Source organism: Burkholderia sp. 567 (genome assembly GCF_040545115.1).
GTDB classification, from domain to species: domain Bacteria; phylum Pseudomonadota; class Gammaproteobacteria; order Burkholderiales; family Burkholderiaceae; genus Burkholderia; species Burkholderia ambifaria.
Genome location: NZ_JBEPLG010000003.1, coordinates 514,929 through 538,050 on the forward strand (window position 1 = coordinate 514,929; position 23,122 = coordinate 538,050).

Annotated in this window: 20 protein-coding genes, 2 pseudogenes and 1 other annotated feature; of the genes and pseudogenes, 10 read left to right on the forward strand and 12 right to left on the reverse strand. The window is 62.4% G+C overall.

Annotated features, from left to right (window positions below):
- Positions 1-3: 3 nt before the first annotated feature.
- The 3 genes from ABIC50_RS12770 to ABIC50_RS12780 form a co-directional block, all read right to left on the reverse strand.
- Positions 4-1,284 carry an MFS transporter gene (locus ABIC50_RS12770; RefSeq protein WP_354164493.1) on the reverse strand — a complete coding sequence of 427 codons (1,281 nt, stop codon included), beginning with the start codon at positions 1,282-1,284 and terminating at the stop codon, positions 4-6.
- 140 nt (positions 1,285-1,424) lie between these two features.
- The gene (locus tag ABIC50_RS12775; RefSeq protein WP_354164194.1) at positions 1,425-2,474 is read right to left on the reverse strand and encodes an Ldh family oxidoreductase; all 1,050 of its coding nucleotides are present in this window, start codon (positions 2,472-2,474) and stop codon (positions 1,425-1,427) included.
- Positions 2,475-2,689: 215 nt separating this feature from the next.
- Positions 2,690-3,607 (reverse strand): LysR family transcriptional regulator, encoded by a 918-nt coding sequence (locus ABIC50_RS12780; protein WP_354164197.1) that lies wholly within the window; start codon positions 3,605-3,607, stop codon positions 2,690-2,692.
- Positions 3,608-3,973: 366 nt separating this feature from the next.
- On the opposite strand from ABIC50_RS12780, the gene ABIC50_RS12785 reads away from it, so the two are divergent.
- Together ABIC50_RS12785 and ABIC50_RS12790 are read left to right on the forward strand one after the other, a co-directional pair.
- The gene (locus ABIC50_RS12785; protein WP_354164200.1) at positions 3,974-4,954 is read left to right on the forward strand and encodes an AraC family transcriptional regulator ligand-binding domain-containing protein; all 981 of its coding nucleotides are present in this window, start codon (positions 3,974-3,976) and stop codon (positions 4,952-4,954) included.
- A 90-nt stretch (positions 4,955-5,044) separates the two neighbouring features.
- Positions 5,045-6,043: an aldo/keto reductase gene (locus ABIC50_RS12790; protein WP_354164203.1), complete on the forward strand. Its 999-nt coding sequence runs from the start codon at positions 5,045-5,047 to the stop codon at positions 6,041-6,043.
- 126 nt (positions 6,044-6,169) lie between these two features.
- On the opposite strand, the pseudogene ABIC50_RS12795 reads toward ABIC50_RS12790, so the two are convergent.
- Positions 6,170-7,398, reverse strand: a pseudogene (locus tag ABIC50_RS12795) (IS3 family transposase).
- Positions 6,980-7,096, reverse strand: a sequence feature (AL1L pseudoknot). It overlaps the preceding pseudogene by 117 nt.
- 431 nt (positions 7,399-7,829) lie before the next feature.
- Between ABIC50_RS12795 and ABIC50_RS12800 the strand changes: the two are divergent.
- Positions 7,830-8,081: a hypothetical protein gene (locus tag ABIC50_RS12800; RefSeq protein ID WP_354164205.1), complete on the forward strand. Its 252-nt coding sequence runs from the start codon at positions 7,830-7,832 to the stop codon at positions 8,079-8,081.
- An 82-nt stretch (positions 8,082-8,163) separates the two neighbouring features.
- Here ABIC50_RS12800 and ABIC50_RS12805 read toward each other — a convergent pair whose 3' ends face one another.
- On the reverse strand, positions 8,164-9,006 hold the full coding sequence (locus tag ABIC50_RS12805) for an aldo/keto reductase (RefSeq protein WP_354164496.1): 843 nt from the start codon (positions 9,004-9,006) through the stop codon (positions 8,164-8,166).
- A 274-nt stretch (positions 9,007-9,280) separates the two neighbouring features.
- Between ABIC50_RS12805 and ABIC50_RS12810 the strand changes: the two genes are divergently transcribed.
- Positions 9,281-10,207: an AraC family transcriptional regulator gene (locus tag ABIC50_RS12810; RefSeq protein ID WP_354164208.1), complete on the forward strand. Its 927-nt coding sequence runs from the start codon at positions 9,281-9,283 to the stop codon at positions 10,205-10,207.
- Here ABIC50_RS12810 and ABIC50_RS12815 read toward each other — a convergent pair.
- Both ABIC50_RS12815 and ABIC50_RS12820 read right to left on the reverse strand, forming a co-directional pair.
- A complete protein-coding gene (locus ABIC50_RS12815; protein WP_354164211.1) occupies positions 10,089-10,658 on the reverse strand; it encodes a PLP-dependent transferase in 570 nt (189 codons plus the stop codon). The genes ABIC50_RS12810 and ABIC50_RS12815 overlap by 119 nt on opposite strands.
- A 29-nt stretch (positions 10,659-10,687) precedes the next feature.
- Positions 10,688-11,146: a PLP-dependent transferase gene (locus ABIC50_RS12820; RefSeq protein WP_354164499.1), complete on the reverse strand. Its 459-nt coding sequence runs from the start codon at positions 11,144-11,146 to the stop codon at positions 10,688-10,690.
- On the opposite strand from ABIC50_RS12820, the gene ABIC50_RS12825 reads away from it, so the two are divergent.
- The 6 genes from ABIC50_RS12825 to ABIC50_RS12850 all read left to right on the forward strand — a co-directional run bounded on the left by ABIC50_RS12825 (position 11,072) and on the right by ABIC50_RS12850 (position 17,440).
- Complete coding sequence (locus ABIC50_RS12825; protein WP_354164214.1) at positions 11,072-12,028, forward strand: aminotransferase class I/II-fold pyridoxal phosphate-dependent enzyme; 957 nt, start codon at positions 11,072-11,074, stop codon at positions 12,026-12,028. The genes ABIC50_RS12820 and ABIC50_RS12825 overlap by 75 nt on opposite strands.
- 293 nt (positions 12,029-12,321) lie before the next feature.
- Complete coding sequence (locus tag ABIC50_RS12830; RefSeq protein ID WP_354164217.1) at positions 12,322-12,999, forward strand: DJ-1/PfpI family protein; 678 nt, start codon at positions 12,322-12,324, stop codon at positions 12,997-12,999.
- Between the two features lie 65 nt (positions 13,000-13,064).
- Positions 13,065-13,808, forward strand: coding sequence for an SDR family oxidoreductase (locus tag ABIC50_RS12835; RefSeq protein WP_354164220.1), 744 nt, complete (start codon positions 13,065-13,067; stop codon positions 13,806-13,808).
- Between the two features lie 15 nt (positions 13,809-13,823).
- Positions 13,824-14,969: an MFS transporter gene (locus ABIC50_RS12840; RefSeq protein ID WP_354164222.1), complete on the forward strand. Its 1,146-nt coding sequence runs from the start codon at positions 13,824-13,826 to the stop codon at positions 14,967-14,969.
- A gap of 319 nt (positions 14,970-15,288) precedes the next feature.
- Positions 15,289-15,981 (forward strand): alpha/beta fold hydrolase, encoded by a 693-nt coding sequence (locus tag ABIC50_RS12845; protein ID WP_354164225.1) that lies wholly within the window; start codon positions 15,289-15,291, stop codon positions 15,979-15,981.
- A gap of 691 nt (positions 15,982-16,672) precedes the next feature.
- Positions 16,673-17,440 (forward strand): DJ-1/PfpI family protein, encoded by a 768-nt coding sequence (locus tag ABIC50_RS12850; RefSeq protein ID WP_354164228.1) that lies wholly within the window; start codon positions 16,673-16,675, stop codon positions 17,438-17,440.
- A 215-nt stretch (positions 17,441-17,655) separates the two neighbouring features.
- Here ABIC50_RS12850 and ABIC50_RS12855 read toward each other — a convergent pair whose 3' ends face one another.
- From ABIC50_RS12855 to ABIC50_RS12875, 5 genes and pseudogenes are all read right to left on the reverse strand, one after another.
- Positions 17,656-19,020, reverse strand: coding sequence for a sensor histidine kinase (locus ABIC50_RS12855; RefSeq protein ID WP_354164230.1), 1,365 nt, complete (start codon positions 19,018-19,020; stop codon positions 17,656-17,658).
- Complete coding sequence (locus tag ABIC50_RS12860) at positions 19,001-19,678, reverse strand: response regulator (RefSeq protein WP_354164233.1); 678 nt, start codon at positions 19,676-19,678, stop codon at positions 19,001-19,003. The genes ABIC50_RS12855 and ABIC50_RS12860 overlap by 20 nt, the downstream gene beginning before the upstream one ends.
- A pseudogene (locus tag ABIC50_RS12865) lies at positions 19,675-20,981 on the reverse strand (MFS transporter). Before ABIC50_RS12865 ends, ABIC50_RS12860 begins: the two are co-directional and overlap by 4 nt.
- A 93-nt stretch (positions 20,982-21,074) precedes the next feature.
- Positions 21,075-22,064 carry a quinone oxidoreductase family protein gene (locus ABIC50_RS12870; protein WP_354164236.1) on the reverse strand — a complete coding sequence of 330 codons (990 nt, stop codon included), beginning with the start codon at positions 22,062-22,064 and terminating at the stop codon, positions 21,075-21,077.
- A gap of 44 nt (positions 22,065-22,108) precedes the next feature.
- Positions 22,109-23,107: an ABC transporter substrate-binding protein gene (locus ABIC50_RS12875; protein WP_354164239.1), complete on the reverse strand. Its 999-nt coding sequence runs from the start codon at positions 23,105-23,107 to the stop codon at positions 22,109-22,111.
- Between the last annotated feature and the right edge of the window lie 15 nt (positions 23,108-23,122).

Below are 23,122 nucleotides of genomic sequence, written 5' to 3' on the forward strand. Positions count from 1 at the left end.
CCGTCAGCCGCAGACCGGCGCATCGCTCGACTTGTGTTGCGCGGGCGCTCGGGGCCTCAGCAGTATTACCACGGCCAGCACGCTGGCCAGCGCGATTCCGCCCGCGAGAAAGAACGCGCTGAGGAACGTATGGCTTTCCTGCACGAGAAAGCCGGTTGCAGCCGGGCCGACGATGCCTGCGCAGTTTGCGATCGCGTGTACGCATCCGCCGACACTGCCGAGTTTCGGGCCGGGAATCGTGTCCTGAATCAGCGCCCAATAGGCGCTGCCGCTCAGATAAAGTGCAAACACGGCAATGGCCATCAACAGCAGCGCTCCGAGCGTCGTGGTCACGGCGCCGGCCAGCGTGACACAGACGCCCGCGGTACCGAGACATGCGATCAATACCCGCTTGCGCGCAAGCAGTGCGTTGCCCGTCCGGCGAAAGATCAGATCGGACAGCACGCCGCTCAGCCCGTAGCCGACGAATCCCAGCAGCCAGGGCAGCACCGTCGCGAGACTCATGCTTTTCAGGCTCAGGTGGCGGTCCATCGTCAGGAAGGTCGGGAACCAGGTGAGAAAGAAAAACAGGATGTAGCTGTAGCCGAAGTACGAAATCATCGCCGCGAGAATGGCGGGCTGCTTCAGATAGAAGCCGAGCGGCTGCAGGTCCGAAGGACTTCCAGGGACGCTTCGGTCGGATTCGATCAGCCGGCGTTCGTCATCGGATACGCGTGCATGCTGGTGCGGCTTGTCTGTCGCCATAAATTGCCAGAAGATCAGCCAGAGCAAGCCGAAACATGCGATTCCGGCGAACGCGACACGCCAGCCGTAAGCGGCTGTCAGCAGGCCGACGACCGGCCCCGCAACCGCGCCACCCAGCGGCAGACCGCAATTCGCAAAGCCGAATGCGGTCGCCGACTCCTTGTGCGGAAACCAGTTGTTCACGATCTTGTTGATCGTCGTGGCGAGTGGACCCTCGGCCATGCCGAACAAGGTGCGAACGGCCAGCAGCGATCCGAAGCCGGTGGCGAGGCCGGTCGCGCCGCATAGCAACGACCACGTCAGGACTGCCCCGGAAAAAACGCGCTTGCCGCCCCAGCGATCCGCCGCCCATCCGCCAATGAAATTGAATGCTGCGTAGCCGATGAAGAACGTCGAAAACAACAGGCCGAGACTGCTCGGCGACATATGCAGTTCCCGCATGACGGCGGGTGCGGCGACGGACAGCGCCGCGCGGTCGAGATAATTGATGAAGCCTGCGATGAACAGCAGCAGGACGATGCGCCATCGAATGTTTGTCACCTGTCGCTCCTTGGAGCTTGTTATGTGCTTGACGGCCGGGCGCTCGAATGAGCCGCCCGGTCTGTCGCTTATCTGTTCGCCGCCGCGCCGCGCGTTTGGGACGGCGCGAGCGTGGTGGGCCACGCCGACGAATAAGGCTTTCAGCGCTGCGGACGTGCGATCGCTTCCAGCATGGCTAGCTGTGCCGCGCCGATATCGATGCCTTCCGCCATCTGGCGTTCCAGGCGACCGAGTTCGATCTCGCCGGGCACGATCACGGGCGCCGCGGGATCGGCCGGTTTGGAGCCGTGCAGGATCGCCGCGTAATCGGCCATATGCGCGGCGAGCCACCCGGTGCTGCCGAGCCGGGTCGTATCGATGAGAATGAAGAAGTGGCCGAGATTCTGCGGTTGTTCAGGATCGTCCTCCCACGACTTGACGTGCGTGAGATACGCCGCTCCGGAAAGCAGTCCCGCGAACAGGTCGACCACCAGCGCGAGGCCGTAGCCCTTGTGGCCGCCGATCGGCAGCAGAAAGCCATCGAGCGCGGCTTTCGGATCGGTGGTCGGTTTGCCTTGCGCGTCGGTTGCCCAGTCGCCGGGAATCAGTTCGCCGCGCTTGAGCGCGTTGCGGATCTTCGCCCGTGCCGCGACGCTGATCGCCATGTCGAGCATGAACGGACGACCGTTCGGGTTCGGGACGCCGAAGCCGACGGGACTGTTGCCCAGGCGTGCGTCGGTTCCGCCCCACGGCGCAATCGTCGTCGTCGCGTTACTGCCGATGATGCTGGCGAACCCCTGCATCGCGGCGAGGTACGAATAGGGGGAGACGGGGCCGAAGTGATTGCTGCCGCGCACGAACACACAGGCGATGCCATGTTCGCGTGCGGCCGTCATCGCCAGATCGAGTGCGCGATGGCCGACGAGCGGGCCGATGCCGTTGTCGCCGTCGAGGCGGTGAAGCGCCGGCGCCACCTGTTCGGTGGTGATCGAAGGTGCGGGATTGATGCCGCCGATGCGCAGGCGCGAGCCGTACGATTCGATACGGCTCGTGCCGTGCGTACGCAGACCGAACAGATCGGCAAGCACGAGGATCGTGGCGGTGTCGGTCGCATCGGCGCGCGTCAGGCCGAGCGCGCAGAGTGCTTCGATGGTCAGCTCGGTCAGATGTGCCTTGCTGACGATGCCGTGGGTGGGAGTGGGCTGGGTCATGGAACGCGTTGTCTCCTTCGATTTGAAAACCGTGCGGTTCAAGCGGCTGCGCATCGCACGCTGCTTGCGTTTCGCACATGATCGTGCAGGAGCGGTTCACGCAACAAACGCATATTTTCGTTCGATTGGTGCGTCATGCGCACGAATCGAACCCAACCACCGGATGTCCGCGAAGGCTTTGCCGTGCCGCCCGAAGCCGAGGGCCCGTGCTTCGCCTAAGCGGCCGCGCTTGCGGGCGGCACACCGGGTGCACGCATCTCCGTCAACAGCTGAAGGAAGAAGCGGCCCGCGGAGGACAACCCGCGGCCACGCCGCTGGATGACACCCAGCGTTCGCCGGATCGGCGGATCGACCAGCGCGACGCTGGCAAGTGCCTTGTGCGGGCCGCGGGGCATCGCGAGCCGAGGCACGACACCGACACCCAGGCCCGCTTCGATCAGACTCACGAGAGCGGGTACGTGGCGTACCTCGCAGAACCATTTGGGCCGCTCGGCGACGCCTGCCAGCGCCTCGTCTATGACCGCGCGATTGCCGCTGCCTTGTGCGATGGCCAAATACTCGAGGCTGGCAAGCTCCGCCCACGCGACGGATTTGCGTTTGGCAAGCGGGTGACTGCGCGGGCAAGCGAGAACGAAAGGGTCATCGAGGAGCGGCGTGAATTCGATGTCCGGCTCTTGAGTGCCGACGTAAGTCAGGCCAAAATCTGCTTCTCCACGCGCGACTGCCAGAAAAACCATCGACGACGGCTCGTCAATGAGACGAAGGCGAATGCCCGGGTAACGCTGATGGTAGGCCGCGATGGTCTCCGGAAGGAAATAGCGCACCGCCGACGGCACGCACGCAACCGTAAGTTCGCCGGTCATCTTGCGTGCAAGATCATCAAACTCGAGCATCGAGTTGTCGACCTCATTGAGGATGCGGTGAGCGCGCTCGAGAAATCCGCGACCGACGATGGTCAGATCCATCTTTCGCGTCGTGCGCTCGAACAGTCTGACGCCTAACGCCTCCTCCAGTTTTTCTATTCGGCGCGATAGCGCGGACGCAGATAGGTGCAATGTGTCGGCTGCGGCGCGAAAGCTGCCCAGGTCGGCTGTTGCGACAAAGGCGCGCAAGTCGGATATCTCGAAATTCATTCTGATGGCCACTGCGGTGAATGGAGATACTGAGTTTCGACATACCGACGAATGCTGTCAATTCGTGCGTGCATCGCGCGAATTGGTTGGCGCGATCTTCCTGTGGCGGATGGTGTCAGGGCCGAGTCGATGCCGGCCGTCACGCCCGCCGAAGTCCAAACTCCGATGAAATCTCGGCCGCGTTCGCTGGCGCCTGACGGTGCTCCCGTCCGCGCCCGCGCTTCAGATGACGGTGGTCGGTTTGCTCGTCGCTAGATTGATTGCACGGAAGCGGGCACTTGCTAATTTGAAATCGGGGCAGCAACCAGACCTCGAATGGCGCGATCGGATTGGCAAGCCGCGTGATTTCTTCTGTATAGTTGGAGGATGAATCCCGACCTCATTCATGTGCGGCCCGCCATTCGGTCACGTCTCCTGCGCCTCGGGGCACACGTCGCCCAAGCTCTGGCTATCGCACGTGTGCCCGCGTCGGGTGGCGCAGACACCGCCCGGTACTTCGCGTTCTGGGAGGCACTCGGCGGCTCTTCGCCGCCGGACATCGGGCTTCGACTCGCCAAAGAGACGACAGTGCACGAGTACGACCTGTCGTTACTCGCGGCGCTGCATTCGCCCAACGTGCGAATCGCGTTCGAAAAGCTCGCGCGCTACAAGCGTCTCTGCGGACCGCAGGACTTGAACCTCGAATTTTCTCCGAAGGAAGTCGCCGTCTCGACGGTCTGGTTGAATGCTTCGACGCCGCCGCCAGCGCGCCTCGTCGATGTTATGTCCGCAACGCTACTCGTGCTGCTCCAGCGCGGCTCCGGCCAGGTGCTTGCCCCGAAGCGCGTCGAGCTTACACGCGCGCGCTCGGATGAACCCATGCTGATACAGTTCTTCGGCTGCCCGCTGAAGTTTAGCGCCCAACGTGACGCACTGGTCTTCGACGACCGTATTCTGGGAACGCCTTTCGTCACGCATAACGCCGCCTTGCTTCGCGCGTTGCTCCCGAACCTCGACGAGCAAGTCGCGAAGAAGCGTGCCAATGGATTCCTCGACGAAGTTCGCGAGGCCGTCGCTAAACGGATGACAGGCGAACGACCCAGCGCCGATAAGGTCGCTCACGAGATTGCGATCAGCGCGCGCACACTCCAGCGTCGCCTCAGGGCGCTCGGAACGAGCTACCAGCAGGTGCTCGACGAAATTCGCCATGACACGGCACGGCGCCTTCTCTGCACGACGGGCATCGAGATCGCCGAGATCGCCTTCCTGCTCGGGTTCGAGGAGCTGAACTCCTTCACGCGTGCTTTTCGGGGCTGGGAGGGCAAGACGCCGAAACAGTGGCGCGACGTTCGTGGCGCGATTGGATGAGTGATCGGCGTGATCGGATTTGGCCGCCTGCATCCTGATCGATATCTTGTCGACATAGACCCCATGGGACGGAAGCCTGGAGTGGAACCTATGACGACGAAAACTGAAGTGAAGCTTGGCGCAACCGGCCCTACCGTGTTCCCTATCGCACTGGGCTGCATGGGCATGGGCACGACCAGCTGGTACGGCAAGAGCGATGAATCCGAGAACATCGCCACGATTCACGAGGCTCTTGAGCGCGGTGTGAATGTGCTCGATACGGGCGACTTCTACGGCATGGGACGTAATGAACTCCTTATCGGCAAGGCACTGCAGGGACGACGCGACAAAGCGTTGCTCAGCGTCAAGTTCGGACTGCAGCGCGGCCCGGACGGCGCGATGCTTGGCCGCGATGCGCGTCCGCAGGCGGTGAAGAACGCGTTGGCTCACAGCCTGTCACGGTTGGGCGTCGACTACATCGACATCTACCGGACGGGACTGGACCCGAACGTACCCATCGAAGACACGATCGGGGCGATGAGCGATATGGTGAAGACGGGGTACATCCGCTACGTCGCGCTTTCAGAAGTCGGCGCCGACACGGTTCGTCGCGCTGCCAAAGTACATCCCGTTTGCGACGTGCAACTGGAGTACAGCCTCATCAGCCGAAGCATCGAATCGAAGATCGTCCCCACGCTCGGGGAGCTGGGCATCGCCGTTACGGCCTATGGCGTGCTTTCGCGCGGCCTACTGACAGGTTCCAGACCGAAGGATGACGGCGACGCCCGTGCACATCTCCCGCGCTTCGAGTTTGCGAAAGAGAACTTCCCGCTCGTTGATGCTCTCGCCTGTGTGGCAGCCGGAAAGAACGTGACGCCGGCGCAGTTGGCCATTGCCTGGGTCCGCGCCCGAAGTACGGCCCTGGGCGTGACGGTCGTCCCGACGCTGGGTACCCGCACACGCGCGCAACTCGCCGATGTGATTGCGAGCCTCGACGTATCCCTCGATGACGCCGAAGTCGCAGCGCTGGAGCAGGCCGTGCCCGCAAGTGCGGTCGTGGGCGCGCGTTATCCAGAGGCATGGTTACGCACGATCGACAGCGAGAAATAGCCGCTAGAAGGGACATGAGCTGTCGAGCGGCCCCACGTATCCGAGGACACAAGGACTCTCTTCCAACTGCCCAAGTCGGATCAGGTTCAACCGCTCCGGGAATGTAGGAGACCGCCGAGTTGGGCGCTACGCCGCACGAGCGGATAGCGCCTGATTCCGATTGTAAGCTTCCGCCGGTGACACATACCCGAGCGGGACAAGCAACCGATGGTGGTTATACCAGTGCACCCATTCGAGCGTCGCGAGTTCGATGTCCTGCAGCGTTCGCCAAGCCCGCCGATGTACGACTTCGGCTTTGTACAAGCCGTTGATCGTCTCGGCCAGCGCATTGCCGTACGAGTCGCCGACACTACCGGCCGACGATCGTACACCCACATCGACCAACCGTTCGGTGTACCGAATTCTGAGATATTGCGACCCGTGATCGGAGTGATGGATCAATCCGGGCGGCGGCTGCCCCTCGTGTAACGCCTGATTCAGCCGTCCAGCACGAAGTCGGTGCGCATCGAGGCGACGCTCGCCAGCCAACGTTGCGGCGTGCGAACACATCGGTCACGAACGCCACGTAAACGAAGCCCGACCACGTCCAGCAATAGGTGAAATCCGCCACCCACAACGCGTCCGGTCGATTGGCCGTAAACTGACGTTTGACCCAGTCCAGCTGGCACGGTACCGCATCGTCGCGCTGTGTCGTCTTGATCCGACGCCCGCGCCGTACGCCTTCAAGACTCATTGCCTTCATCAGGCGGGCAACCGTGCAGCGCGCGACCTCACGCCGTCGCACAGCAATTGGCGCCAACCTTTGCGCACACCGTACACGCCAAAGTTCTCGTCCCACACCAATCGGATGAGGGCCTTCAGTTTGGCATCGCGGCGCGCACGTGCCGACCATTGCTGTGGATCGCTGCGCCACCGGGCGTGACAGTAGTACGTCGACGGCGCGATCGGCAATAGCCGGCAGATCGGCTCGACACCGTAGACGGCGCGATGCGCGTCGATGAGCGCGGTCATGGCTTCGATCGGCGGTCGAGCTCCGCCTGGGCAAAATACGCCGACGCCTTGCGCAGAATCTCGTTGGCCGTGCGCAGCTCGCGATTCTCGCGCTCCAGTTCCTTCAGGCGTGCCAGCTCATCACTCGTTGCGCCTGGGCACTGGCCGCGGTCACGCTTGGCCTGATTGACCCACTTGCGCAGCGTCTCGCGCGACATCCCCATCTTCGCGGTGATCGAGCGGATCGCCGCTCCCTGCGTGCCGTACTCCTGCTGGTGCTCAAACACCATCCGAACCGCCCGTTCATGCACTTCATCCGAAAGCCTCGTCCCAGTAGGTGTCCTTACCTTTCTTTCGTTTTCCATACTTCAAATCTCCCGTTACAGACAAGATCCGAAGTCTCCTACATTCCCGGAGCGGTCCACTTCGCTTCAAGCTTCATTGCGCGGTTGGTCGCCGAATTCCCTTGGGGTACGTCTTCGTGTTCACGAAAGAGTGAGCCACGAGTTGCGTGAGGTCGTGCATTCCGGAATGCTCAATCTTGCCATCGTGCCGTTCGAAGGTTCGCCGCCTCAGAGTTACCTCCATACGCCACTCGTTCGCGAACCGCTCGTTCTCGCGGCAACCAAGGACGCCGGATTTCAGCACGACAGCCTGTGCCGCTATCGCGGCTCCAGGATCGCAACCTCGCACTGGCTGGCAAACAGAACGCCATCCGATCATCCATCGAGAATGCGATGGCCCGACGGCATCTCGAACTCAATTATTGTTCGAGCTAGACGCGATGCACCTTTCGATGGAACTCGCTCGACAGGGAGTCACAGACACGGTAACGCCGTGCTGCGCAGTCAGTGGCAACACGTACTGGGAAGATCTCATCTCGTGGAGCCCGATCCGCGGGGCCTATATGACGTGGGCGCTCTGTGAAAATACAGCGCGCTCGCACTCGCCGACGGTACGCGAAGGCTACAGAATCGTCCTCGAGATGGTGGACGAAATCATCCGCAGCACGATTTGGCGCGGCGCCGAGCCGTTGATTAAAAAATAACGATCTGCGATGCGTGGAGCATGACGCGTAAATTTGAAGCTTCCGGCAGGCAGATCAGCTTGCCGGCTGCACGGAGCTTCACCTACATCTCTTGTTCCCACCAGCCGCGGGTATTCACGTTAGCGGCGTCGGCGAGCGCTTCCAGCTCCGCGATTTCGTTCGTGGTGAGCGTGATGCTGCTGGCTCGGACCAGACTATCAACGTGATGGGGCTTGGTCACCCCAATGATCGGCGTCGTTCCCTTCGCGATGGCCCACGCCGTTGCGATATCTGGCGCTGCCGCTCCCAGCTTCTGACCGATCGAGGCGAGCTTGTCCGTCAGCGCCTTCAGGTGGGGCAGCAGGCCATTGTAAGTCTCTGCCCGGTTGCTACCTTCCGGCAGGGGGTTCTCCGGACTGTACTTACCGCTCAGGGCACCCTGTTCAAGCACCATATAAGCGAAGAATGAGATGCCGTGGTCGCGGCAGTAGTCCAGGATGCCAGCGTGCTCAGAGCTGCGGTGGAGGAGGCTGTAGTGGTTCTGGATGGCTTCGACCCGAAACCCGGCGTCTCCGAGGATCTGGTTGGCGAGCTCGATTTCGCCCAGGTTGTGATTCGAGACACCGACATGTTTGACCTTCCCGCTCTTCAGCAACGGGATCAGACGCGGAGTCCACCGCGCCACATCCGCTGGATTGTGAATCCAGTAGAGGTCGATGTAGTCAGTGCCGAGGCGGCCCAGGCTCTGCTCCAGCATGGCTGCCACCGGATCGTCGCCGGACCCCGCGGCCTGGGGGGTGAACTTCGTGGAGAGCTGGTAGTCGCTGCGCTCGAAGCGCTTCAGTACCTCCCCGAGTACGTTCTCCGAACGGCCCATGCCGTACACAATGGCAGTGTCCCAGAGGCTGAACCCGGCCGCATGCGCCTTGTCGGCGACCTCTTCCAGGCCGGCCTGGGTTAGCTGGCTGCCGAAATAGCCGCTGCCGGCCTCCCCAGGCCCATGTCCCCAATGCGACCGTGGGGGTCTTCAGATTGTCTGTTGTCATGTTTGCTCGCTAATTGTTTGTTCCGTGGCCGGATTTGCTGTGATCCAGGTTCGCTGACACTGTGATGCGCGGCGCCACCGAACCGTTAGCCCGATACGCCAAGATTGCTGCCCGATCCTCCAGAATCTGCGGTTCGCATTGCCGCGCTTTCGCGCTCGTGCGATAGTCCGTCCCATGGAAACACTGTCGGAAATCGCAGCGATAATTGCCCGGAACGTCTCGGAGGATGGTTTCCACCCCACCCCCATCGAGCGCGTGGTGCTTGTTCGATCATCCACAGTGACGATGCCGATGCCGAATGTTTACCGGCCGCAACTGTGCCTTGTCGCGCAGGGGCGCAAGGAGGTCACGCTGGGCGACCGTGTCTTCAGATACGCACCGGGGCGCTATGGGGTCGTCACGTACGACCTGCCGGTGATAGGCCACGTGGTCGAGGCGACGCCTGACAAACCCTATCTGTGCCTGTACCTTGATTTCGATCCGGTCATGCTGGGGGAACTAGCGTTGCGCGTGCCGCCACCGCCGGGAGCGCCGTCCCCACTTATAGGCAAGACGGTGTCCGACGCCGGCGCCGCGCTGCTCGACGCGGCACTACGCCTGCTGCGCCTGCTCGACGATCCAGCCGCGCTGCCCGTGCTCGCCCCGCTTGCGGAGCAGGAAATTCTCTATCGCCTGCTCGCCGGCCCGGATGGCGCCAGGATGCGCAACATCACCTTCAGCCAGGGTCGGGTGGCCCAAGTCGGCCGCGCCATCGCGTGGATCGGGCAGAATTTTCGGGAACGGTTCAGCATTGAGCGGCTTGCCGCGGAAGCGGGCATGAGTCCGTCGAGCCTGCACGAGCATTTTCGCGCTGTGACGGCGATGACGCCGCTGCAATTCCAGAAGCAGCTCAGGCTGCAGGACGCGCGCAGCCTGATGCTGGTCCAGGACATCGACGTCACGACCGCCGCCCTCCGCGTGGGTTACGAGAGCCCGTCGCAGTTCAGCCGCGAATATCGCCGCCACTTTGGAGAACCGCCTGCGCGCGACATAGCCCGCTTGCGCGCTTCGCCGGACTTGGCAGCCGCGGTGAACAGCTATGGATGTCAAGCGAGTTTCTGACCGCTATGCTTTGATTGATACGGTGTCGTGGAGCACCCCGCGCGCCACCGAGCATGTCGCCATGGCCATTGATATATTGGGTCAGCGAGTGAAGAACGATATCCGCACCCGGTTCCAACGGCCGCTGAGGCGCTGGTGACGCAAGCGTTGAGTCGACGGCAACGAGGATATCGTGCCGGTGCGCCAGATCCGCGATTGCCTTGATGTCGAGAATGTCGCCCGAAGGGTTGATCGGCGTTTCGAACGATGTTCTGATTGAACGACATTGGCGGGCAACGAGCAACGGGAAACGGGAAACGGGAAACAGCCCGTACCCACTCACCCGTTTTTTCTCATGCACGATTGAAACATACCACCTTGGTTTGCGGCATTGCTCGCATTGAAAAGCGCACGCCTCGGTCGCCGAGCAGCATCGACACGACGCCCCCGCGGGCGTGCCATTCGAGCACACGCCGTTCCGGAAAATTCACGTGACCTTCATTATCCGTTCGTCCGCGAACTCCGGTCGTCATGTCCATGCCACTCTCCCCCTAGCGCCTGTTCGATATCGGCAAGCAGGTCCGCCGTCTCTTCGATTCCCGAACAGATCCGCACCATGCCGAAGCTCAATCCCATCTGCGCGAGCCGTTCCTCGGAAAGCCGGTTGCCGAAGAACGACGCAGGCTGCAGGACCGTGGAGTTGACGCCGCCCAGTCCGCCTGAATGCGTCGGTATTTTCAGTCGCTCGATGAAGCGATGCGCCGCGTCATACCCGTTCCTAAGCTCGAACGTCACGACGCCGCCGAAGCCGCTCATCTGGCGTTTCGCCAGTTCGTACTGCGGATGCGACTCCAGGCCCGGATAGTGGACCGCCTTCACCGCCGGATGCCGTTCGAGGTAGGCCGCAATCGCCTGACCGTTTGCATTGTGCTGCTTCATCCGCAATCCGAGTGTGCGGATGCCGCTGCAATGGCCGTGCTATGCAGACCCGGCACGGTCGTGGTCACCGAGGCCTTCACCTACCCCGGCGCGATCACGCTCGCGCACCAGCAAGGCTACCGGTTGAACGGCCTCGCCCTCGATGACGAAGGCGCGAGCGTCGAGTCGCTCGAAGCCGGGTTGCGCAGGCTTTCGGCGTTGAATCAGCGCGCCGTCGTCTATCTGACACCCACTTTGCACAATCCGACCACGCGCACGATGTCCACCAGGCGCAGGCGCGAAATCGCGAAACTCTGTCGCAGCTACGACGCCATGATCATCGAAGACCAGACCTACGCGATGGCGCCGGCTTCCATGTTGCCGTCCATTGCGTCTTTCGCGCCGGAACGGACGTTTTACATTACCAGCCTGTCAAAGACGCTGAGTCCAGGACTCCGGATCGGCGCGTTGATCGCGCCAGACAGCCTGGTCGCCGAATCTGTGAACGCGCTGCGCGCGCTAGGCATGATGGCCGCGCCGATATCGTGCGCGATCATGGCCCAATGGCTTGCCGACGGCACCGCCGATCTCATGGCCGGTTCTATGCGCGCGGAAATTCGGCGCCGTACCGCGCTGGCGAGCACGGTCCTGGGAAAAACCACGCGCGTCGCCGATCCCGACGCGATTCATCTCTGGCTGCCGCTGACATGCAACGACGCGCAACGGGCTCACGCAATGTGTGCCGGCGCAGGCGTCACCGTCACGGCGCCATCCCACGTCACGGTCGATCCCGACGCGGCTTCGAGCGGACTACGCCTGTGCATGGGGGCGGCACTGCTGCCGGCACTCGAAGAGGCTTTGATCAAAGTGAGCAATATCCTTCAGGCCGTGCACCGTGCACCGCTTTCTCACGCTGACGTATAGCTGCTGACAGGGCCTACAGCGCGATAGCAGCGCAGGCAAGGATCACATCAACGATCCGATGACTACGTGGCGGATACCAATCTGCCCGACTTTTTGAAAGGCACGCCCCAGGGACGCGCGCCACGGATTCGAATGCGCCGAATGGTTCGCAAGGCCAAGCACCTGGTGATCGGGATAAAAAACCGACTATATACATGATGGCGTATTTTGAGGGATCTACGTCCTTTACGCCGTCTCCGACCGTCGCCATCATTAAAGCCATCCCAACGAATCGAGATTCGACAGGACGCACGATGATTACCGTAGTAATCCCGCTTTTCGAGGGCGTGACGCACCTCGATTTCACCGGCCCGCACCAGATGTTGAGCATCCTTCCGGACGCCAGCATCATTGTCGCGTCTCTCGACGGCGCGCCTGTCAAATCACACGGGCTGACATTCGGCGAACTGGCCGATCTCGAAGCAATCGAGCATTGCGACATCCTTTGTGTACCAGGCGGCGCGGGTTGCGTGCCGGCGATCGAAAATCCGCGTTTTCTGTCTGCAATCCGCCGACTTGGCGGTCGCGCGAAACATCTGTCGTCCGTCTGCACCGGATCACTCATCCTTGCGGCAGCCGGACTGCTTGCCGGACGCCGGGCAGCCTGCCACTGGGCCTGGCGCGACATGCTGACGGCGTTTGGGGCAATTCCCGACGACAGACGCGTGGTGCGCGACGGCAACGTGATCACTGGCGGCGGCGTCACGGCAGGCATCGATTTCGCGCTCACGTTGATCGCGGAGTTGCGAGGGGCGGACGCGGCACAGTCGATCCAGCTACTACTGGAGTACGCGCCTGAGCCGCCCTTCAACGCCGGCCTGCCCGAATCCGCACCACCGCGTATCCGTGAAGCGGTTCTCGCCCGCATGGCGAACACGCTCGCGGACGCGAAACAGCGGATCGGCCGCGTCGCGCAACAGCGTCTCGACTAGCTCACGATTCACAAACCATTGCGAATTCCTTCATCAATCAGGATATCGAACATTTTGGGGATGCTATGAGACTCGATGGAAAGACCGCGCTAATCACTGGGGGAACCAGCGGAATTGGCCTTGCCACTGCGCAGCTTTTCGTACATGAGGGCGCGCGCGTCGCCGTCACGGGTCGCGATACGAGCAAATTCGATGAAGTTCAAAGGATCCTCGGCAACGACGCTATCGTTCTTGCCGCCGATGCGAATTCAGTCGCAGACATGCAGGCCGCCACCCGTCGTATCGGCGACACCTTTGGAGGACTCGACATCTTTTTTGCCAATGCCGGCGTTGCCTATGGCACACCACTCGCCACGACAGATGAAGCCCGCTACGACGAGATCATGGATATCAACGTGAAGGGCGTGTTCTTCTCGATGCAGGCAGTCTCTCCGATCCTGCGCCAAGGTGCATCGGTGATCCTGGCGACTTCTTTCATCATTCACGTCGGCCGGCCCGGAATCTCGCTCCTCGCGGCATCCAAGGCAGCCGTTCGTTCGCTGGCACGCAGTTGGTCCCGTGAACTCCTTGATCGCACAATCCGCGTCAACGCGCTAAGTCCCGGCAGCATCGACACGCCGCTGATTAGCCGTCACCGCACGCCAGAACAGCTGGCGACCTTCAAGGAACAGATGGCCTCACAGGTGCCGCTTGGCCGGATGGGCGAAGCGAACGAAATCGCCGAAGCCGCACTTTTTCTGGCCAGTGATGCATCTCGATACATGCTGGGCGCCGAGCTGGTCGTCGACGGCGGCATCTCGCAAATGTGAGGGATGACTCCCTCCATGCGCAAGGTGTTTCTCCTGGCATTGGGAATGTTCGCGCTTGGTCTCGACGCCTATGTCCTGGCGGGCTTACTGCCCGAGATGGCGCTCGATTTCCATCGCTCGATCGGCGCGATGGGGCAGATCGTGACGGCTTTCACGCTGTCCTACGCGTTGCTGTCGCCGGCCCTGGCCGTCGCAACCGCGGCGCTTGACCGTCGCGTGGTTCTGGTTGCCAGCCTCTCGGTATTCGCGCTCGCGAATGTCGGAAGCATCGTGGCCCCGAATTTCTGGATGCTTATCCTCAGTCGGAGCATCGCAGGTCTGGCGGCGGGCACCTACGCGCCGACGGCCGCTGCGACCGCCTCCGGCCTCGTTCCGCTTTCCGTACGCGGACGAGCCTTGGCAATCGTGCTCGGTGGACTGACAGCCGCAACCGTGGCCGGTGTACCGTTCGGTCTGCTCATCGCCGCGCACGCCGGCTGGCGTATGGTTCTGACCGTCGTGATCGGCCTCTCGGCCATCGCGGCGGCAAGCGCGGCCTGGAGCCTGCCGAAGATTCAGGCGGCAGTGCCTGGCTTGCGCGAGCGGTTCGCCACGCTGTCGCATCGCGTGGTACTCGGTCGCATCGGCGTCATGCTCTGCGCGGCGACGGCTAGCCTCGGCCTTTATACCTATTTCGCTCCCGTATTTCTCACCGTCTCCCCGGTCTCGCCGCGCGTGTTGCCGTTCTTTTTCTTCCTTTGGGGAATCGCGGGCTTGGCTGGTAATGCAATGGCCGGGCTAATGCTCGATCGGCAGATCGACCCGAACAGAATCCTGACCGCCGCTCTTTGCGTGCTGAGCATCGCGCTCCTTCTGCTTCCGTTTGCCGCAGTTAACATCTTCGGTGCAGCAATTGTCATCATTGTGTGGGGCGTCGCGGCCTGGTCGCTGCAGGTCCCGCTTCAGCACCAGTTGGCGCAGGTTGCACCGGATCACATTTCCTCGACGATCGCGCTTCTCGCGTCAGGGGTCTATCTGGGAAGCGCAATCGGTTCGGGCGTGGGAGCCGTCGTTCTGCACGTCTCGATACGATGGGTATCGCCAGCTGCCGGAGCGACCGTGGTTGCGGCACTGCTGCTGCATCTCGTTACAAGCTCGGCCGGCAACAGGGCCGAAAGCTGAGCTGAGGGTCTCGGGCTGCCCTGCGTTCGAACTACATGACTCGGTGCTATCTCGGGCGCCGTGTGCGATGGCGATCCGATCGAATGCTCAAACCGGGATGAAAGCAGCCCCAACCTCTTGCACGGAGTTCCCATGAAATTTTCAGGTGCATCCCGAACTCCGCGCGGGAGACTAAATCCAACCGTTCTACGAAATTTTTTTCTTGCCGGCACTCCGTCGATTCTCGCCGAATATGTGCTCCGAGACTAACCGTTCAGCGATGCCGCGCACCACAGTGTCAGCGGTGCTGGCTCGAGTCTCTCCTGATTGGAAAATTCCCATGCCTCCTGTTGTTCTTGTTCCTGGATTGCTGTGTTCGGCGGAAGTCTTCGCGCCTCAGGTTGCGTCCCTGTGGCCCTACGGGCCCGTCACAGTCGCATCGACGCTGGAGGGCGACACGATCACGGCGATGGCTACCGCTATCCTTGCGAACGCGCCGCCGCGTTTCGCCCTTGCTGGTATCTCAATGGGTGGCTACATCTGCTTTGAGATTATGCGGCGGGCGCCCGAGCGCGTACTCAAGCTGGCCCTGCTCGATACTTCCGCCCGTCCGGACACACCCGATCAGGTCGCGCAGCGTCGAACTTTAGTGATGCAGGCGCGGGCCGGCGATTTCGCCGAGTTACTCTCTCAGGCGTTGAGCGCGATCCTTCACCCGACACGCCAAGGCGATTTGGCGCTACGCGAAATAAATGTACGCATGGGTCTGACGATTGGCGTTGACGGTTTCGCGCGGCAAACCGAGGCAATCATCGGGCGCATCGATTCACGTCCCGGCCTTTCAACCATATCAGTCCCGACACTCGTTCTCGTTGGGGACAACGATCCTCTGACCCCGCCGGACCGCTCCAAGGAAATCGCAGCAGCGATTCCTGGGGCGATACTCGCAGTCGTGCCGGAATGTGGCCATGCGTCCACCCTCGAACAACCTGATATCGTTAGTGCCGCCCTGATTGACTGGATCAGCAACTGACGTCTGGCGACGAGGTCGTCGCCCACACCTGCCTCGCGTCTCGGGCACGGCCAGGAGACGCTGACGCGAAGGCTTTTGCTGATTTCACCAATGCTTCTTGGCCCGGCTGTGAAATGCATGGGTCGGCCAAGGCGAAGTCTGCGGCGCAGTTTCGTCTGCTATCGCGCTAGGTCGCCGCCCGTTGCTACCAGCTGTGTAGGCGCGCTGTCTGCGGATCGCGGCAATGAACATTCGGCGTCGGCATTGTCTCCAAAGGATTGGACACATTTCACATGTTTGATCGACGTGGTGTGGAAGCCATCCATCGCACGCGCGCGGAAGCGCGGCAGTGCGAACTGCGGCCTCGGAGGATTGGGCAGTAATCCCGGCGGATCAGGCTATCCGTCGTGGTTTCACCGGACCGCCGGCCCCTAGAAATAACCACGGCGGGCTTGACGGTTCATCCATCGGCGCGCCTATCCGCTGCCTCGGCAGGATCCTGCGTCATGCTCGGAGCAACAACCAGGCTTTCGACGCATCGTGCCGTGATACATGCCGCGTTGCCAGTCCGCATCATGTTGCCACTGGCATATTCTTGCCGTGGCAGTTTCGGAGCCGACACGGATTGGCGCCAGGATATCGTGTCCATCCGTAGCGGAACGTCCAGCCATCGCAACGACGACGGTACCTCTTTGATTTTGGAGACGAACGGATGACACATCGGGACAGACGGGGTTTTCTCGCCGCGGGCGCGTTGCTGGCAGCGGGTGCCAGCATTTCCGCGATGTCGGCCGACGACAGCGGGCAGCGCGCGGCGACCGATCACCTTAGGATGATGAATACGTTGCCGCCCGATGCACCGACAGTGACGATGCTCGTCTATCCGCAAATGGTCGCGCAAGATCTGATTGGACCGCTGACGATTTTTCGCATCGCCCGCTTCAACACGCAACTCGTGTGGAAAGACCGACAGCCATTGGCTACCGACGTTGGTATCCCGTTTGCCGCCACGCAGACTTTCGCCGACAGTACGCCAAACCCGGACGTGCTGTTCGTGCCTGGCGGCATCATGGGCACTATCGCGTGCATGAGGGATCCGGACGTTCTCGCCTACCTCGCCGAGCGTGGGGCACGCGCCAAATGGGTCACGAGTGTGTGCACCGGTGGCATCGTTCTCGCCGCGGCGGGCTTGCTCCATGGCTATAACGCGACCGCGCACTGGGCGGTCGCAGACCTGCTGCCGCTAATTGGGTGCGCGTCATGTGGATCGGCGCGTCGTCACCGACCGCAACCGGATGACTGGCGGCGGCGTGACCGCCGGCGTCGATTTCGGTTTGACGCTGGTGTCCGCGATGAAGGGCGAGGAGCTTGCGAGGCGGGTTCAATTGACGATCGAATACTCGCCTCAGCCGCCATTTCGAAACGGCACGCCGACAGAAGCCGGAGCGGACCGAACAGCGGCGTTGCGCGATCTCCGTAAATGGATGGACGGCCAGGCTCGCTCGGCCGCCGAGGAGGCGGGCAAACGGCTTGGCGTGCGTGCGTAGTCGTTGGTTCGCGCAATTTTTTCCCCACCGGATTCGCTTCGTACCGAAGCGCCGAGAAAGCGCCCCGCTCCCGTCAATATCGCTCGACCGGCCGCCCATGATTCGGGTTCCGGGGTCGCGCGATGCCCCTGCCGACGAACCGTGCCGCTCAAGTCCATAGCGTTACGCGAATCCGCGTTCCCCGTCCCGGCGATGCATCCGAGATCGAGATCGTTCCGCCGTGCGCCCGGACGATCTCCCTTGCGATCGCCAGGCCGAGTCCGCTTCCCTCTTCCTCCGACAAGCGGAAAAACGGCTCGAACACACGCTCGCGCAATGCGTCCGGAATACCTGGACCTTCGTCGACGACATCGATATGAATCGCGGCATCCGCGCGATGTGTTTCGACGGTGACGCGCGTGCCATTGGGCGAATATCGAATCGCGTTGTCGACGAGATTTGATATCACGGCCGACAAGAGCGGCTCGCTGCCCGTCACGACAAGTGCATCGGCGAACGAGACGGCCAGCTCGATATCGCGCCGCCTCGCCGCGAGCGCGAGCTTTTCCACCGCCACCGTGATGACTTCCGTCAAGTCGACGGCCCCCCCTCCGAACGCGGTGTAATCGGCGGCTTCGGCCTGAGCGAGCATCAGCAACTGATTGATCAGCGCGACCATTGCGCGGTTGCTGTGATGCATCGCCGCCAGTGTCTCGCGCACCTCGTCGAGCGTTTTCTGTCGACGCGCGTATTGCAGCTGCGAACCCAGAAGCGTCAGCGGCGTGCGGATCTGGTGTGCGGCATCGGCGATGAAACGTCGCTGCGTCGCCGTCTGATGCTCGATCATTTCAAGCGATGCGTTGAAGGCCGCCACCATCGGCTGCAGTTCGGTGTGCAGATCCGTCGAATCGACGCGCGCCCGGCTTCGCAGCGGATCAGCCATCAGACCGCGGGCCAGCTTTTCGAGCGGCCGCAATTCGAACGCGAGACCCGCGCATATCAGCATCATCGCGACTGCGATGCTGCCGACGAGATACATCAACTGCGGCTTCCACAGCGAAGTGACCAACGCATCGCGTGCGATGAGCGTACGCCCCACCGACACGACTATTTCAATCGTGCGACCCTCGTCGAACATCGGGCGCGAGAGCGAGACGGCGCGGATCGGGAACGCAGCGACGCGCTCGTCATACCACTGCGGCGAACAGCTCAGATGCGTGCGCGGAAACTCGGATGTGCCCGCGATCATCGGCCCCCCCGCGATCTCCACGCGATAAAACACCTGATCGCCTTCCGGCGTGCCAACAATCTGAATCGTGCTGGGGGACACTGATACGACGGGATCATGGCCGTTCCAGCGCACGTCGCCCGCCATTACGCGTGCCGCCGCAAGCAACGCCGCATCCTGAAGCAGATCCGCCGTACGGCGCGCATTTGCATGTGTGATCCATGCGGCTAACAGGCCGAACGCGGTCATCGGCACGATGAGCCAGAGGAGCAGCCGCGCACGCAGGCTACGTCTGCTGCTCTTCATGTTCGAGCAGATAACCGAGCCCGCGCAGCGTGATGATTGCAGCCGTGCTCTTCTCGAGCTTCTTCCGGAGCCGCGAGATATAGATTTCGATTGCGTCGCCGCTAGGCGGCGCATCGCGATCGTCAACGGCTTGGGCGAGCAGCGACTTCGACACCGTGCGGCCGGTTTGCAGGATCAGTGCCTCCAGCACGGCGTGTTCGCGCGGCGTGAGCGTCACGACGACGTCGTCGACAAAGAACTGCCGCCGGTCAATGTCGTACAGCAAGGTGCCGCAGCGAATCCGGTTGGAGCGCACCGGCGCGTGGCGTCGTGCAAGCGCCTTGATGCGCGCGACCAGCTCGCGATCGTCGAACGGCTTGACGACGTAGTCGTCCGCGCCATCGCTCAGACAAATGACCTTTTCACCGATATCGCCCGTGGCGGTGAGGACCAGCACGGGCGTATCGTCGGCGTCACCGCGCATGCGTCGCAGCACGGCCTTGCCCGACATGCCGGGCAGATTGAGGTCGAGCAGCACGACGTCGTAGCGCATGCCGGACAGGGACCCCACGGCCGCTTCGCCGTCGGGCACGTGATCGACGAGGAAGCCCTCGTCGGTCAGCGTTTTCGCGAGCCAATGGGCGAGTTGGCGGTTATCTTCGATCAGCAGGAGCTTCATTGTTTCGGGACACTTTGCCACTTGTAGCCGTAGCGCGCCGCATGCGAACGGTAGAGGACCAGGGTCGCCACTGCGCCGCAAAGCGCGGCTGCGCCCATCCACGCGCCGGGTGCAGCCTTGTCGCCCGTCAGATGGATCAGCGACGTCGAGATGGCCGGGGTGAAGCCGCCCACCAGCGTTGCAAGACTATAGGCCATTGAAAACCCGGTCGTGCGCACATGCGCGGGCATCAACTCGGTCAGCGCGACGACCATCGCACCGTTGTACCACGCATAGAGCACCGAGAGCCATAGATCTACCGCCAACAGACGTTCGAACGACGGCGCGGTGACAAGCCACTGCATGGCCGGATACGACGTCAGGATCGTCAGCGCGGTGAAGAGCAGCAGAATGGGCCGACGTCCGATGCGATCCGACACGGCACCCGATATCGGCAGCCAGACCAGATTCGACACGCCTACACATACGGTGACGATGAGCGAGTCGATCGACGATAGATGCAGCACGGTTTTGCCGAAAGTGGGCGTATACGTTGTGATCAGATAGAACGATGCGGTGGTCATGACGACGAGTCCCATTCCGGCGATAATCAAGCCGGCATTCTGCACCATCGACCGCATGATCTCACCGATACCCGGATGATGCGTGCGCATCGCGAATTCATCTGTCTCGCGCAGCGTGCGGCGAATCAGGAACAGGAACGGCACGATCAGGCAGCCGATCAGGAACGGAATGCGCCATCCCCACGTGCCGACACTGGCGGGGGGCAGCGTCTGGTTGAGCAGGACGCCGAGCGAGGCGGCGAAGATCACCGCCACCTGCTGACTGCCCGACTGCCAGGCGCAGAAGAAGCCGCGCTTGCCGGGCGGTGCGATCTCAGCGAGATAGACCGACACGCCGCCCAGTTCGACACCGGCGGAAAAGCCCTGCAGCAGCCGTCCGAACAGCACGATCATCGGCGCGGCCAGTCCGATCGATGCATAGCCCGGTACGAACGCCACGCAGGCAGTGCCGACGGCCATTAGCATCAGCGACAGAATGAGCCCTTTTCGGCGCCCATGGCGATCCACGTAAGCGCCGAGCACGAGCGCCCTACCGGCCGCATCACGAAGCCCGCGCCGAATACCGACAGCGCAAGCAGCAGTGAGACGAATTCGTTCTCTGCCGGGAAAAACGTACGTGCGATGGCGCTTGCATAGTAGGCGTAGACGGTGAAGTCGTACATCTCCAGAAAATTACCGCTGACCACGCGGAATACCGCGCGAAACGGCGATTCGGAATGGCTTGAGGCATCGTGCTTCATGAGTTCCTCTCAGGCTGAGGGACGAGTCGCGCCACCGGTGACGCATGCGCATCGCCGGGCAAGAGTCTGTGTCCTGTGGATCTTGGTTGGGTACTACCTGATGTCCATCACCGCCTTGCCCGACTGGCGGCGTTCCTCGAGGGCGGCATGCGCTTCCTCGACGTTGTCCAGGGTGTAGCGTCCGTTGATTTCGACGCGTAATGCACCCTGCCCGATGGCGGCGAACACGTCGTCGGCGCGGCGCTGCACGGTGATCGCATCGGCGAGATGATCGGCAAGACGCGGGCGCGTCAGGAACAGCGAGCCGGCTTCGCCGAGTTCGTACGGATCGAGGTCGCGCATCGGGCCTGTCACCGAGCCGTAGTTGACGACCAGTCCACGCACCCTGGTCGCGCGGAAGCTATCGCGCAAAGTGGTCTTACCGACGGCATCAAACACCACGTCCACTCCCCGACCATCGGTCAGTTCGCGGATGCGATCCGCGAAGCCGCCGTTCTCGTAGAGCAGTACGTGATCCGCGCCCCGCGCGCGCGCGATCGCGGCCTTGTCCGCCGTGCTTGTCGTTGCAAACACTTCGACGCCGCGCCGCTTCGCCAATTGCACCAGCAATTGGCCGATACCGCCCGAGGCCGCATGGACGAGGCAGTTCATACCGGGTTCGAGCTTCGCGACGTCGTCGAGCAGATAATGCGCGGTGGAGCCCTGAAAGATTGCTGCTGCAGCGAGATCGTACGCAACGTCGTCCGGGATGCGTGCAAGCCGCGCGGCAGGTACGATTGCATACTCGGCGTACGCGCCCCAGGCGATGCACCACGCGACCCGATGACCCGTGCGCACGGACGCCACACCCGTGCCCACCCCCACTACCTCTCCCGCGCCCTCCATGCCGAGGGTGCACGGAAGCCGCACGGGATAGGTGCGCGAATCGCGGTACTTCCCCTGTCGCGTATGAACGTCCATGAAGTTGATGCCGGCCGCGACCACACGCACCAGTACTTCGCCCACTCCCGGCTTCGGCACGTCGATATCCACTCGACGTAGCACTTCGGGGCCGCCGTATTCATGGATCTGGATGGCTCTCATGAGCATGTCTCCTTTTTTGATGAAGTTTGAGCGCGATGCGCGCGTTATTGCGCGGCGTCGACGAAACGGTCGGTCCATGTGCGCGTCAGATCGACATGCTGCGGCGATACATCGGCATCGACGTCGGCGACGATCGCGAGCACGGTCGACGGAGCACCGGCAGGCATGTGCCCGGTGGGCGAGAAGGCGGGCTTCATGACGCCCAGCGCTTTCCGGTAAATCACGGCGTTTCCGTCCTTGAGCGATGCAGGCACGACTGCTTCGATTTCGGCAGGGTTGTGCGTTCTTATCAGGCGCAGGGCTGCCCGCAAGGCGCGCACCAGACGCGCAGTCTCGTCGGGATGGGCGTCGATCCATTCGCGGCGCATATAGACGCACGCGCCGACATAGGGGCCCCGGAGCTGCGTGCGCGTATCCGCTGTGCTGCGCAGGTCGACGAGCGGCTGCGCCGCGCCGCGAGACAACAAACGCGTCGCAGTCGGCTCCTCCGTCATGCCCGCATCGATACGGCCCGATGTGATCCCCTGCTCGAATGCAGCTTCGGTCGCGAGCGGCACCAGCGTATAAGCGTCCGGGGCGAGGCCGGCATGCTTCGCGAGATAGCGCGTCAACACATACGTCGACGAACCAAAGCCGGTCACGCCAAGCTTGCGGCCCCTCGCCCCAGCCATGGTTTGCATGTTGCTCGCTGCGCGCGCCAGTTCGACGACGCCAGCCGATTGCCCGAGCACAACCACCGACTGCACATCCATGCCGCGGCTCTGCAGCACGATGACGTGATCGTAGTAGCCGACCGCTCCTTCGATCGCGCCGGCCACAAGTTCGGTGGACACATCGATGCCCGCGGGCGACGACATCACGCGCACTTCGAGCCCTTCCCTACGGAAGTAGCCGAGCTGATCCGCAAGGATCACGGGCAGATAGATCAGCTTGGACGCGCCGCCGATCATGAGCCGGATGGGTTGCGCGTACCCGGCCGGCACTGCGCACAACGCGAGTGCACAGAACAGCGCGCGGACAGACTGTCTTGTGTCGAGTGGCATCAAAGGCTCCTGAGC

What these genes read in the sequence shown, in the direction of transcription:
- ABIC50_RS12775 (WP_354164194.1), bottom strand. Translation starts at nt 2,474, where the DNA reads ATGACCCAGCCCACTCCCACCCACGGCATCGTCAGCAAGGCACATCTG.
- ABIC50_RS12780 (WP_354164197.1), bottom strand. Translation starts at nt 3,607, where the DNA reads ATGAATTTCGAGATATCCGACTTGCGCGCCTTTGTCGCAACAGCCGAC.
- ABIC50_RS12785 (WP_354164200.1), top strand. Translation starts at nt 3,974, where the DNA reads ATGAATCCCGACCTCATTCATGTGCGGCCCGCCATTCGGTCACGTCTC.
- ABIC50_RS12790 (WP_354164203.1), top strand. Translation starts at nt 5,045, where the DNA reads ATGACGACGAAAACTGAAGTGAAGCTTGGCGCAACCGGCCCTACCGTG.
- ABIC50_RS12800 (WP_354164205.1), top strand. Translation starts at nt 7,830, where the DNA reads ATGGAACTCGCTCGACAGGGAGTCACAGACACGGTAACGCCGTGCTGC.
- ABIC50_RS12810 (WP_354164208.1), top strand. Translation starts at nt 9,281, where the DNA reads ATGGAAACACTGTCGGAAATCGCAGCGATAATTGCCCGGAACGTCTCG.
- ABIC50_RS12825 (WP_354164214.1), top strand. Translation starts at nt 11,072, where the DNA reads ATGCCGTTCGAGGTAGGCCGCAATCGCCTGACCGTTTGCATTGTGCTG.
- ABIC50_RS12830 (WP_354164217.1), top strand. Translation starts at nt 12,322, where the DNA reads ATGATTACCGTAGTAATCCCGCTTTTCGAGGGCGTGACGCACCTCGAT.
- ABIC50_RS12835 (WP_354164220.1), top strand. Translation starts at nt 13,065, where the DNA reads ATGAGACTCGATGGAAAGACCGCGCTAATCACTGGGGGAACCAGCGGA.
- ABIC50_RS12840 (WP_354164222.1), top strand. Translation starts at nt 13,824, where the DNA reads ATGCGCAAGGTGTTTCTCCTGGCATTGGGAATGTTCGCGCTTGGTCTC.
- ABIC50_RS12845 (WP_354164225.1), top strand. Translation starts at nt 15,289, where the DNA reads ATGCCTCCTGTTGTTCTTGTTCCTGGATTGCTGTGTTCGGCGGAAGTC.
- ABIC50_RS12850 (WP_354164228.1), top strand. Translation starts at nt 16,673, where the DNA reads ATGACACATCGGGACAGACGGGGTTTTCTCGCCGCGGGCGCGTTGCTG.
- ABIC50_RS12855 (WP_354164230.1), bottom strand. Translation starts at nt 19,020, where the DNA reads ATGAAGAGCAGCAGACGTAGCCTGCGTGCGCGGCTGCTCCTCTGGCTC.
- ABIC50_RS12860 (WP_354164233.1), bottom strand. Translation starts at nt 19,678, where the DNA reads ATGAAGCTCCTGCTGATCGAAGATAACCGCCAACTCGCCCATTGGCTC.
- ABIC50_RS12870 (WP_354164236.1), bottom strand. Translation starts at nt 22,064, where the DNA reads ATGAGAGCCATCCAGATCCATGAATACGGCGGCCCCGAAGTGCTACGT.
- ABIC50_RS12875 (WP_354164239.1), bottom strand. Translation starts at nt 23,107, where the DNA reads ATGCCACTCGACACAAGACAGTCTGTCCGCGCGCTGTTCTGTGCACTC.